The 11,819-nt window shown below is 62.8% G+C and carries 13 protein-coding genes; 11 read left to right on the top strand and 2 right to left on the bottom strand.

What is annotated here, in order from left to right; genetic code table 11:
- Positions 1 to 58 precede the first annotated feature (58 nt).
- Positions 59 to 1,531 carry an HD domain-containing protein gene (locus tag RO069_RS20515; RefSeq protein WP_328189966.1) on the top strand — a complete coding sequence of 491 codons (1,473 nt, stop codon included), beginning with the start codon at positions 59 to 61 and terminating at the stop codon, positions 1,529 to 1,531.
- Here RO069_RS20515 and RO069_RS20510 read toward each other — a convergent pair.
- Positions 1,512 to 2,561 carry an NAD(P)/FAD-dependent oxidoreductase gene (locus RO069_RS20510; protein ID WP_328189964.1) on the bottom strand — a complete coding sequence of 350 codons (1,050 nt, stop codon included), beginning with the start codon at positions 2,559 to 2,561 and terminating at the stop codon, positions 1,512 to 1,514. The two genes, RO069_RS20515 and RO069_RS20510, sit on opposite strands and share 20 nt — an antisense overlap.
- Positions 2,562 to 2,657: 96 nt before the next feature.
- Between RO069_RS20510 and RO069_RS20505 the strand changes: the two genes are divergently transcribed.
- The 10 genes from RO069_RS20505 (at position 2,658) to RO069_RS20460 (ending at position 11,144) form a co-directional block, all read left to right on the top strand.
- Positions 2,658 to 3,611: an acyl-CoA desaturase gene (locus tag RO069_RS20505; protein WP_328189962.1), complete on the top strand. Its 954-nt coding sequence runs from the start codon at positions 2,658 to 2,660 to the stop codon at positions 3,609 to 3,611.
- Positions 3,608 to 4,084 (top strand): nuclear transport factor 2 family protein, encoded by a 477-nt coding sequence (locus RO069_RS20500; RefSeq protein ID WP_328189960.1) that lies wholly within the window; start codon positions 3,608 to 3,610, stop codon positions 4,082 to 4,084. The genes RO069_RS20505 and RO069_RS20500 overlap by 4 nt, the downstream gene beginning before the upstream one ends.
- Positions 4,081 to 4,869 (top strand): SDR family NAD(P)-dependent oxidoreductase, encoded by a 789-nt coding sequence (locus tag RO069_RS20495; protein ID WP_328189958.1) that lies wholly within the window; start codon positions 4,081 to 4,083, stop codon positions 4,867 to 4,869. Before RO069_RS20500 ends, RO069_RS20495 begins: the two co-directional genes overlap by 4 nt.
- A 5-nt stretch (positions 4,870 to 4,874) precedes the next feature.
- Complete coding sequence (locus RO069_RS20490; RefSeq protein ID WP_328189956.1) at positions 4,875 to 6,140, top strand: NAD(P)/FAD-dependent oxidoreductase; 1,266 nt, start codon at positions 4,875 to 4,877, stop codon at positions 6,138 to 6,140.
- Positions 6,137 to 7,057 (top strand): DUF1365 domain-containing protein, encoded by a 921-nt coding sequence (locus RO069_RS20485; protein WP_328189954.1) that lies wholly within the window; start codon positions 6,137 to 6,139, stop codon positions 7,055 to 7,057. Before RO069_RS20490 ends, RO069_RS20485 begins: the two co-directional genes overlap by 4 nt.
- Positions 7,045 to 8,325: a cyclopropane-fatty-acyl-phospholipid synthase family protein gene (locus tag RO069_RS20480; protein WP_328189952.1), complete on the top strand. Its 1,281-nt coding sequence runs from the start codon at positions 7,045 to 7,047 to the stop codon at positions 8,323 to 8,325. The genes RO069_RS20485 and RO069_RS20480 overlap by 13 nt, the downstream gene beginning before the upstream one ends.
- A 5-nt stretch (positions 8,326 to 8,330) precedes the next feature.
- Positions 8,331 to 8,846, top strand: a complete 516-nt coding sequence (locus RO069_RS20475) for a DUF2878 domain-containing protein (RefSeq protein WP_328189950.1) — start codon at positions 8,331 to 8,333, stop codon at positions 8,844 to 8,846.
- A complete protein-coding gene (locus RO069_RS20470; protein WP_328189949.1) occupies positions 8,843 to 9,601 on the top strand; it encodes a hypothetical protein in 759 nt (252 codons plus the stop codon). The genes RO069_RS20475 and RO069_RS20470 overlap by 4 nt, the downstream gene beginning before the upstream one ends.
- A 73-nt stretch (positions 9,602 to 9,674) precedes the next feature.
- Entirely contained in the window at positions 9,675 to 10,487 is an 813-nt protein-coding gene (gene xthA, locus RO069_RS20465; protein ID WP_328189947.1) for an exodeoxyribonuclease III, read from the top strand.
- Between the two features lie 24 nt (positions 10,488 to 10,511).
- Positions 10,512 to 11,144 carry a TetR/AcrR family transcriptional regulator gene (locus tag RO069_RS20460; RefSeq protein WP_328189945.1) on the top strand — a complete coding sequence of 211 codons (633 nt, stop codon included), beginning with the start codon at positions 10,512 to 10,514 and terminating at the stop codon, positions 11,142 to 11,144.
- A 7-nt stretch (positions 11,145 to 11,151) separates the two neighbouring features.
- Here the strand turns inward: RO069_RS20460 and RO069_RS20455 are convergent, their stop codons facing one another.
- Complete coding sequence (locus RO069_RS20455; RefSeq protein ID WP_442915401.1) at positions 11,152 to 11,616, bottom strand: phasin family protein; 465 nt, start codon at positions 11,614 to 11,616, stop codon at positions 11,152 to 11,154.
- Positions 11,617 to 11,819: the final 203 nt, after the last annotated feature.

Here is an 11,819-nt window from a genome sequence, read left to right as displayed (position 1 = left end):
CTGGCATGGTGCTGTGATATAACAAGTACCCATTCCGTTTTCCCGGCGAGGTTTAATCATGCGCAAGGCGGTCAATGACCTTCTCGGTGCTTATGACAAGATCATTATGGATCCGGTTCACGGCGGCATTCCCCTTTACCGCCACGAAATACGGGTCATCGACCACCCCCTGTTCCAGCGCCTGCGCAATATCTGCCAGAACGATATCCTCAGCCTGGTTTTCCCCGGCGCCACCCATTCCCGGTTCCTGCACAGCGTCGGGGTGATGCATGTGGGCGGGCGCATGTTCCGCGCCATGATTGACGCCTACCTGAGGGAGCGTCAGCTCAGTGAGCAGGTGGACCTGACCCTGAGCCAGCTTGACGCCATCGACTACCTGTCCAAGACCATCCGGCTGGGCTGCCTGCTCCACGACAGCGGTCATTCCAGCTTCTCCCACCAGTTCACCCAGGCCCGTCGCATCCATGAACTGATGGCCCAGCCGAGCCGGTTCGAACAGCTCTGGGAGGGTGCCGATTTCACGCGGTATTTCCGGGAGCCCCCGGCGGAGCTGGAACATGAGCACTACTCGGTGCGGGTGGCCCACGAGATCCTGACTAGCATTAACCTGGAGCAGGCGGGGCTCTACCTGGAGGATGTCATGGGCATCATGGAGACCACCGAGGTTACCCCCAGCGAGGCTTTCTGCCGCCACGCCCACACCTTCTGGGAGTTCATTGCCGGCGAGGATTCGGATTCGGGCCGACTGCGTAACGCCGATATCCCGAAACTGGTGATGGGCATGCTGTCGTCCATTGTCTCCGGCGAGATCGACGCCGACCGTGCTGATTACATGCTGAGGGACGGGTTCCATTCGTCGGTAACCATCGGCGGGTTCAACCTGGATCACCTGCTGAGCAACCTTCGATTCGGCTGGGATACCCGTACCCCCTGGCTGGGTCTGGCCATTACCCACAAGGGGCTGGGGGCGCTGGAGGATTTCGTCTACAGCCGTTACCAGATGTACCGCAAGGTCTACGCCCACAAGACGGCGCTGGGGTTTGACTGGCTGCTGCGGGAGGCCATCAACGAGGCCCTGGAGGATCCGGAGATCTTCGACTGGATCAACACCTGCCTCAGTGACATCAGCTATTTCTCCGATCTCACCGACAGTTTCTTCTGGGAGGCGTTCCGGCGCATCGCCAGGCGGCGGCCCGCCAGCTATTCCCGGTGCATCGTGGACCGGGTCAAGCTGCGCCACCTGGATACCCGGGAGAACCTGGAGCCGGACGAACTGGGCGCCCACCGGCACTGGCTGGCCCGGGAGCTGTCACTGCCGCCCGGGGATGTGGTGACCTGCACCATGCGGGCGAAATTCTCCCGCATCGGGGAAAACTTCGATGGCATCCAGGTGCTGGTCCGTGACCCGGTATCCCGTACCCGCTGCCTGCGGCGGATCACCGATGTCAGCGCCTTTTTCAGCAAGTTCGGCGACGGCACCATCACCCACTTCTACCTGCGCCCCCGGGAGGTTACCGGGGCCCCGGAATGAGACCTTCCGATTCCAGCCGACCAACCAGCCCACAGGCGCTGTTGTAGGCGCCTTCCACGCGGCCTCCCTCCAGCCAGTCGCCGGCAATGGCCAGGCGACTGCTGCGGAACCAGAGGTGTCCCGGCGTGGTTCGGGCCCTCGGCCGGGCATAAAGCCAGCGGTGCACCAGTGACTCCCGGTGAACGGCGGTAATGCCGCTACAGGCCCGGAACTCCTCCAGCAACGCTTCCCGTACCTGTTCGGGAGGCATATCGGTATGGGCATCGGACCAGTCCGGGTCTGCGTGCAGCACCCACCATTCGCCCTCGTCGTCACGGCCGGGCTTGCTGGAGTTGTTGGCAATCCAGTGCAGCCGGCGGCTGTCCGGCATCAACGCCTGGAAGGATGCGCCGGTACCCTCCGGGAAATGGAGAACCACCGTCCAGCACGCCTGCATGTGGCTGACCCGGATGTTCAGGTCGCCAGCAAGCTCCGCCAGACCGCTGCCGGAAAGCAACTCCACCGTCTGTGCCGGCGGTGGGGTCAGTACCACCGCGTCAAACCGCTCATGGACCTGGCCGTCGTTGTCCCGAAGCTGCCAGAGGCCATCACTGTCCCGTTTCAGCCGGGCGATACGGACACCAGTGCGCACCTCAAGGTCGCGGGAAATCGCCCGTGTAATCGCAGACATCCGTGGAATCCCCACGTAGCGCTGGGCTGGTCGCATGTCCTGCCAGCCCTGCTCCCGGTCCTGGTAACGGAAGACACCGGTCCACTCGCCATAGGCGTCCGGCCCGGCGTACCGGTCCAGGAACTGCCGGAACTCGGGGTTGCGGATGGTGAAGTACTGGGCACCGATGTCCGCCGAGCCATCGGCAGGCTCCGGCAGCCGCTTGGCGGCCATCCTGCCACCGGGGCCACGACTCTTTTCGAACAGCGTAACCTCAACACCAGCGGCCCGGAGCCTGGTTGCGGTGACCAGACCGGCGAGCCCTGAACCAACAATCGCGACGCGACGTATTACCGATTGGGTCTTGTGGGAATCAAACATGGTTTCCTGAACATCCAGAACGTTGGTGACCAACGTAGTTAAGGGCGCAGCATTTGCTGCCATCGTATCAATGTTACCGGACAAGGTTGTAACAGCATGACCAGAGTGCATTCCTGGCTCAATAACATCCTGAGATGGTTCGATTCGGAAGCCGGTTCGGATCAGCTCGACCAGACATCACGACAATTCAACCTGGTGCGGGTACTGCCTTTCGTTGCCCTGCATGCAGCCTGCCTCCTGGCTTTCCTCACCGGCGTCAGCGCCTTCGCCCTGGGGTTCGCGCTGGCGTTCTTCGCCATTCGCATGTTTGCCATTACCGGCTTCTACCACCGCTACTTCTCCCACAAGACCTTCAAAACCAGCCGGGGCTGGCAGTTCGTGTTTGCCCTGCTGGGGGCCTCCGCCGCCCAGCGTGGTCCCCTGTGGTGGGCTGCCCACCATCGCCACCATCACCAGCACTCCGACCGGGAGGACGACCTGCACTCCCCCCATCATGGCGGCTTCTGGTGGTCCCACGTCGGATGGTTCACCTGTGATGCCGGCTTCCGCACCGATGAACGCCGGGTAAAGGACTGGCTGCGTTATCCGGAACTGCGCTTCATTAACCGTTTCGATGCCCTGGTGCCGGCAGTCTGTGCCCTGGCCATCTACGGGCTTGGTGAAGTCCTCGCCGCCTGGGCCCCGGGGCTTGGCACCAACGGCCTGCAACTGCTGGTCTGGGGGTTCTTCGTGTCCACGGTGGTGCTGTTCCATGCCACGGTGTCCATCAACTCCCTGTCCCACGTCTGGGGATCGCGCCGGTTCGATACCCCGGATGACAGCCGCAACAATGTCTGGCTGGCGTTGATCACTTTTGGCGAAGGCTGGCACAACAACCACCACCGCTACCCCCAGTCAGCCCGTCAGGGTTTCCGCTGGTACGAAATCGACCTGACCTACTACGGGCTATGGTTACTCTCCAAAGCCGGTATTATCCATGGGCTCAAGCCCCTGCCAGAGCACGTCCGGGAAGAAGCCCGGCGCCTTGATCAGCAACGGAGGACACCATGACCAGGCAACCCACGCCCGCTGCCGCCACCGATATCCGCCAGCATGAACCCGTTGCGGCCACGGTGGAACGCTTCCAGCGCCTGTTCAACACCCTGTCCGCCGGCCAGATCTCCGGCCTCGCCGAGGTCTACAGCGAGCAGGTGCGGTTTGCCGACCCGTTTTCCACCGTGGAGGGGCTGGAGAACCTGCAGGCCTACTTCGACAAGGTCTACACCAATGTGACCGCCTGCCGGTTCGAATTCGGCGACACCCTGGTGTCCGGTGACCAGGCCTGCGTTGAATGGACCATGCACCTGCAACACCCCAGGCTGCGCCGTGGCCGCGAGCTCAATGTCCGGGGCATCAGCCGCCTGACCATTACCGAGGGTCGCGTGTGCTACCACCGGGACTATTTCGACGCCGGTGAACTGCTCTACGAGAACCTGCCCCTGCTGGGATCCGCCGTTCGTCTGGTCCGGAGCTTTGCGTCATGAGCCGGTTTCTCGCGGAACCGTCCAACGTATGGCTGACCGGCGCCACCTCGGGCATTGGCGAGGCCCTGGCCCGTCAGTTGATCCGGGAGGGGCATTCGCTGGTGGTCACCGGTCGTCGTCAGTCCGCCCTGGACGAACTGGCCAGCCTTGATGCCGCCCGGGTCAGGACCGCCCCCGCCGATACCACAGATACCGGGGAACTGGCCCGGGTGGGTTCGATACTGGATAGTGGCGAGCCGATCGATATCGCCATCCTCAATGCTGGCACCTGCGAGTACCTGGATATTGAACACTTCGACAGTGAGCTGATTGGTCGCAATATCGACACCAATGTCATGGGCACGGTGCGGAGCATTGAACAGGCCCTGCCCCGGCTCCGGCGGACCCGCCGGCTCGGCAGGCCCGCGGCCCTGGTGATCGTCGGATCCTCGGCCTGGTGGTTTCCGTTCGCCCGGGCGGAAGGTTACGGCGCCTCCAAGGCGGCACTGGCCTACCTGGCCCATTCCCTGCGGGCGGATCTGGCCCGGGAAGGCATTGACGTGTTCCTGGTATCCCCCGGATTCGTGAAGACGCCGCTGACGGACCGCAACGACTTCCCGATGCCCTTCCTAGTGACGGCGGATAATGCCGCCAAAAGGGTCATAAACGGCCTTAAGAAGGGCCGCCATGACATTGAATTTCCTCGCCGATTTACATGGACACTGCGACTGCTCGGCAACCTGCCCCAGGCCCTGGTTGACCGCATGGCCGCAGCCATGGCGCGAGACACTTCCGGGAACCAATAACTGACATGAGCAACACCTCACAACGAATTGCCGTTATCGGCGCTGGCATTTCCGGGCTGACAGCCGCCTGGTTGCTGGCGGAGCACCACGACGTCCACCTGTTCGAGGCCGGCAGACAGGCCGGCGGCCACACCAACACCCGGCCCGTGACCGCCGGGGGCCGGACCTGGCCGGTCAACACGGGCTTTATCGTCTTCAATGACTGGACGTATCCCGGCTTTATCAGGCTGATGGACCGGCTCGGGGTGGCCTATGAAGACAGCGACATGAGCTTCAGCGTGGATGCCCCCACCATCGGGCTGCAGTACAACGGTACCAGTCTGAATACGCTGTTCGCCCAGCGCCGCAACCTGGTCAATCCGTCTTTCCTGCGGATGATCCGGGAAATCCTGCGCTTCAACCGCCAGACCCGGGCCGACCTGCAGGCAGGCTCACTGGACGACACTGAAACCCTGGGCCATTACCTGGACCGCCACGGCTTCTCCCGCTATTTCCGCAATCACTATATCGTACCCATGGGGGCGGCCATCTGGTCCGCCCCGGAGATGGTACTGGCACGGTTCCCCGTGCGCTTCTTTCTCCAGTTCTTCAATAACCACGGCATGCTGTCGGTGGACGACCGCCCCCAGTGGCGGGTGATTTCCGGTGGTTCCGTCCGCTATATCGATCGCATGATGGACCGGCTCGGCGACCGCACCCACCTGGACAGCCCCGTGGAACGCATTGACCGGGATGACGACGGCGTGACCGTCCGGGTGAAGGGCGAGAACCAGCGCTTTGACCAGGTCATCCTGGCCTGTCACAGCGACCAGGCCCTGGCCCTGCTTGGGGATGCCTCGACGGCAGAGACCGAGATCCTGTCGGCCATCCCCTACCAGGACAACGACGTGGTACTGCATACCGACGCCACCCTGCTACCCTCAAACCGCCGGGCCTGGGCCGCCTGGAACTACTACCTCCCGGAGCGGGAGGACCAGCCGGTGTCGGTCACCTACAACATGAATATCCTGCAGAACTTCCATGAGGCACCGGAAACCTTCTGTGTGACCCTGAACCGTCGCCGTGACATTGACGAAAACCGCATCATCGAGCGCTACACCTACGCCCATCCGGTGTTTTCCCTGGACGGCGTCGCGGCCCAGCAGCGTTACCATGAGATCGGGAACCGCAACCGTACCCACTTCTGCGGCGCCTACTGGTTCAACGGCTTTCACGAGGATGGCGTGCAGAGCGCCCTGCGGGTGACGTCCGACTTCGGAGTCTCCCTATGAGTGCACCGGGGCCCTATGCCAGCAGCTGGCTGAGCGGCACCGTTCGCCATCGCCGCCACTCGCCGGTGGGTCACGGGTTCCGTTACCACACGGGGATGCTGGCCCTGGACCTGGACGAGTGGTCGCGTTTTGGAGATGTCAGCCCGCTGGTATCGGTGGGACGCTTCAACTGGATGTCCCTGCGGCGGGGGGATTACCTGGACCCGGAGCATCCCGACCTGCGCCAGGCGGTGGCGGACCGTGTCGAGCGGACCACCGGCTGGCGACCGGACGGCCCCGTGGAACTGATCACCCATCCCCGGTATTTCGGGTATGTGTTCAATCCGGTCAGTTTCTACTTCTGTTACCGGACCGGGGACATCCCGTCGGAAGGCGCCGTGCCGGCGGTGATCCTGGCCCAGATCACCAACACCCCCTGGCACCAGCGGCATGTCTACTGCCTGGAGGTGGCGGACATTACCGCCACGGACCAGGGCTGGCGCACCGTTAAGGCGGATTTCGCCAAGCGTTTCCATGTCTCCCCGTTCAACCCCATGGATCAGGACTACCGGTGGACCTTCAGCTTCCGGGGCCCGGAGCTGCGCATCCATATGAACGTTAACCGCGCCGCTGGTCAGGGGGATCGGGGACAAAAGATTTTCGATGCCACCCTGGTGGTCCAACGCACCCCGATCACACGTAAAACTATCCACAGCAGCCTGAGGCGCTTCCCGCTGGAGTCCTTCAGGGTGATCGCCGGCATCTACTGGCATGCCCTCAGGCTCAGGCTCAAAGGCGTCCCCTTCCATACCCATCCGGACAAGCTCCCGGGGGATCACCCCCACCGGGGACTGGGTCGGGAGGATCGTGGAAAGGAGGCGACAACGAATGATTCCAGAGATTCAGGCTCCACGAGGACCCGTTCATGGAGAACGTAGACAAGATTTCCCCGAACACCATTGATGCCAGGTCACCGGTCATCAGCCGCCTGGCCCGCCGCCTGGTTCTGGGGCAACTCCGGCAACTGGGCTCCGGTGAACTGCTGATCCGGGAACCAGGGCAGCAGGAACTGGTGCTTGGGGATGGCGACCAGCGCTGGCCCGTCGCCCGGCTTGATGTGCATGATCACTCGGTCTGGCGGGACCTGCTCACCGGAGGCGGCGTGGGTGCCGCCGAGGCATTCGTTGCGGGTGACTGGAGCACCCCGGACCTGACCGCCCTGCTCCGGTTCTTCACCCGTAATGTGGATCGCATGAACGCCTTCGAAGACCGGTTCAGCTGGCTCAGCAAGCCGGCCCTGAAGGCCCTGCACTGGCTCAATCGCAATACCCGGGAGGGATCCCGCAAGAACATCTCCGCCCATTACGACCTGGGCAACGAGCTGTTCCGGCTGTTCCTGGACCCGACCATGATGTACTCGTCGGCGGTCTATCCCCGCGAGGATGCCTCCCTGGACGAGGCCGCCACCTACAAGCTGGACCTGATCTGCCGCAAGCTGGACCTGAAACCCGGCGACCGGGTGATCGAGATTGGCACCGGCTGGGGCGGCTTCGCCATTCACGCCGCGAAGCACTATGGCTGCCACGTCACCACCACCACCATCTCCAGTGAACAGCTCGCCCTGGCCCGGGACAAGGCCTGGAACGAAGGCCTGGAGGATCGCATTACCCTCCTGTTCGACGATTACCGGGACCTGGAAGGCCAGTTCGACAAGCTGGTATCCATAGAGATGATCGAGGCGGTAGGCCCCCAGTTCCTCGACAGCTACCTGGGTCAGATCAGCCGTCTGCTGAAACCGGACGGCCTGGCCCTGGTGCAGGCCATTACCATGCCCGAGCAGCGTTATCGGCGGGCCCTCAGGAACGTGGATTTCATCCAGCGTCATATTTTTCCTGGCAGCTTCATCCCGTCCTTCGGAGCCATCCTGGATGCCATGCGCCGGGAAACTGACCTGGTCATGACCCACGCCGAAGATTTCGGCTTTCACTACGCCCGCACGCTCCGGGACTGGCGGGACCGGTTCCTGTCGCAGATCCCCGCCCTGGACGACCTGGGTTATGACGAGTCCTTCCGTCGTCTCTGGCGGTTCTACTTTGCCTATTGCGAGGCCGGCTTTGACGAGCGGGCTATCGGCGTCAACCAGCTACTGCTGGCCAAACCGGCGAACAAACGCTCCCACCTGCTGGCGGACCCGGGCCGGGCCTGACTGACATGTCCCGGGACACCGCGTTGAAGGTCGTCAACTTTCTCCTGTTCCAGGCGGGCTGGTTCGCAGGCGTGATCCTCACCAGTCCCTGGGCGGTCGCCATTGCCGTGGCCATCTTGGCCTTCCACCTGGTGGCGATCAGCAGCCACCCCTGGTCCGAGGGGCGCTTCATCCTGCTGGGTATTGTGCTGGGCTCGCTGCTCGACGGGCTGTGGTTCCGCACCGGCATTCTCCAGGACGGTGCCGGCAGCGCCTGGACGCCACTCTGGCTAGTCGCCATCTGGGCCATGTTCATGACCACCCTGGCCCACTCCCTGGCCTGGATGCACCAGCGCACCTGGCTGCCTCTGGTGTTCGCTCCCATTGCCGGTCCGATGGCCTATTACGCCGCCAGCCGCCTGGGCGCCGTTGACCTGCCGGACCCGGGCCTGTCCCTGGCGGCCCTGGCGCTGGGCTGGGGGATTATTTTTCCGCTGTTGATGGCCGTCCAGCGGCGGTACTTCAGGGAAACACTGATATGAAGCGTTCTGTTGCAGCCGCCGGTATCCTGGCGGCAATGATAGCCACCACCGACTCCCTGGCGGCTGAGGATCCCGGTCTGGTCTTCAGGGGCGTGGCAACCGCCCCCAACAGCGATCGGGTCATCTACCAGGAATTCCACGAGGTTTCCGGTACCTGTACGGATGGCTGGTGGCAGCCGGACCGGCAGGACGTCCGCTATGTCCGCCCCGATGACGACAAGGCATTCGCCACCAAGGTCCTGACCTACCCGAACAGCCTGCAGACTCCGGATGTGGACTTCCGCCAGCCCTCGTTTGGCGAACGTCTCGGCATTGTCCGGAGGGACGACATCCTTGCCATAGACTGGTCCATCGAAGGGGAGGATGGTGGAGACTGGACCCTGAATCCGGGCCCCGACCTGGTGATCGATGCCGGGTTCGACCATTTTATCCGCGCCAACTGGACCACCCTCACCTCTGGTGATTCGGTGGCTTTCCGGTTCCTGGCGCCTACCCGGGGCGAGGCTTACGATTTCGTTGTCGAACCGGCACCGGAAGCCATCAACGGCGCCGACCACAGCTTCCGCATCCGCCCGGAAGGCCTGATCATGCGCCTGGCCGTGGACCCCATCCGCCTGGGCTACGGGGACGATGGCCTGCTCACCCACTACCAGGGTCTGGGCAACATCCGCCGCAACCAGGACGAAAACTACCAAGTCTCGATAGAGTACCAGGCCACCGCCCGCCCCGGCTGCGCCCTGCTGCCCCGATCCTGACCGCCACCTTGGCGATTGTCGTGGCTATGGTAGACTTGCGCGAGCACTCCCCACGAATGGCAGAACCAAATCCATGAAAGTCGTTTCCTTTAACGTCAATAGCATACGAACACGACTGCATCAGCTACAGGCGGTTGTCGACCAGTTCAGCCCGGACATTATCGGCTTGCAGGAAACCAAGGTGAATGATGACCAGTTTCCCGTCGCCGAGGTGGAGGCCATGGGCTACCACGTCCATTTCCACGGCCAGAAGACCCACTACGGCGTCGCCCTGCTCTCCCGCCAGGAACCCGAGGATGTCCACAAGGGGTACCCCTGGGACAATGGGGAGGCCCAGCGGCGATTGATCCGTGGTCGCTTCACCATCAATGGCGAACCGCTGACCGTGATCAATGGCTACTTCCCCCAGGGCGAGAACCGGGACCATCCGGTCAAGTTCCCGGCCAAGGAGAAGTTCTACCAGGACCTGATGCGACTGGTGGATGAACTGAAGGAACAGGGTGATCACCTGCTGGTGATGGGGGACATGAACATCTCCCCAACGGATCTGGACATCGGCATCGGCGCCGACAACGCCCGGCGCTGGTTGCGTACCGGCAAGTGCAGTTTCCTGCCGGAGGAGCGGGACTGGCTGTCAGCCGTGGAGAGCCGGGGCCTGACGGATGTGTTCCGCTACCTGCATCCGGAGGAAGACAACACCTTCAGCTGGTTTGACTACCGCAGCCGCGGTTTCGAACGTGATCCCAGGCGCGGCCTGCGCATTGACCTGATCATGGCCAGCGAGGGGTTGCTCCCCCGGGCCAGCGCCGCTGGTGTCAGCTACGAGATACGGGGCATGGAAAGACCATCGGATCACTGCCCGGTCTGGGCGTGCTTTGATATCTAGCTTGAGAGGGCCAGGGAGACGGCGGTGAAGGTAAAGACCCGTGACCGGATATTGTCCACCAGCCTGACCCTGTTCAACGAGCTGGGCGAGCCCAACGTCACCACTCTGCTGATTTCAGATGAGCTGGATATCAGCCCGGGTAACCTCTATTACCACTTCCGCAGCAAGTCGGATATCGTCGACGAGCTGTTCAGCCATTACCGCGCGGCCATGGATGACCTGCTGGCGATTCCGCCGGACGTGGACGTGGGGCTGGACCAGCTCGGTTTCTTCCTGCACCTGCTGTTCGAGACCCTGGAACACTACCGCTTCCTGTACCACGACCTGGTCAACATCCTGTCCCGCTACCCGGAACTGAAGAAGGCCTTCCGCCGGATACTGCAACGCAAGGAAAAGGGGTTCCATATCCTGTGTGAGAGCCTGGCCCGGCAGGGGCTGATGTCCATAGAACGGGACGCCCGGGATGCCCTGTGCGAGCAACTGACCCTCACCGTGTGCTACTGGGAAAGCTTCGACAGCCTGAAGCAACTGGGCAACCGCAACGGCATGGACCCCGCCCGGGGCGTCTACCAGGTGTTCTACCTGCTCATGCCCTACCTGAGCGGGGAGGCGGCCGACGAGCTGCGGCTGTTGGCCAGAGACTACCGGCGGGACTGAGCGGAGCCTATTCCTCCTCGTCCCTGGCCTCCAGGGTTCCACCCAGGGGGCCAGCACGCCTGAGCTCGGACAGTTCCTGCTCCAGTTCCGCCACCCGCTGCTCCAGGGCGTCGATATCTTCCCGGCGGGGAATCCCCAGGCGCCGCAGGGCACCAGCCACCCGTTCATCGAACAGGGTTTCCAGGCGGTCCCAGGTGCCGGTGGCCCGGTCACGGACATCCTCCACCCGGTGCTCCACCGCCTTCACCTGGCGCTCCACCAGGCCACGGGTCTTGCTCTCCAGTTCCTCGCCTTCATTCACCAGGCGCTCGAAGAACCGGCCCGCATCCTCTTCCGCCTTGGTGTAGGCGCCCAGGCCCGCCAGCCAGATCTGCCGGGCCGAGTCGCGGATGCGTCCGGCCATTTGCGGGTCTTCCTCGGTCTTCGGGGCCGGTGTCCGGGGCTCCCGGGAGGGGCGTTTGCGGTCGGTCATAAACACGACTTCCTTCAGAGTGAATGCAACTGGATTAGTGTATTACATCCCTCCGAACAAATCAGTGGTCACGCCGATGGCAGCAGCGCCATGCAGTTTAACTATAAGAGTGCTATTTATATTCAAAAACAGTTTTAAAGAACGGAGCTGCTTCCTTGAACTGTTCAAAATATCGTCAATACTGAAATTGACCGGCATCCCTG

The organism is Marinobacter sp. OP 3.4 (assembly GCF_036224885.1).
Taxonomy (GTDB): Bacteria; Pseudomonadota; Gammaproteobacteria; order Pseudomonadales; family Oleiphilaceae; genus Marinobacter.
This window is presented reverse-complemented; position numbering and strand designations above follow the sequence as displayed.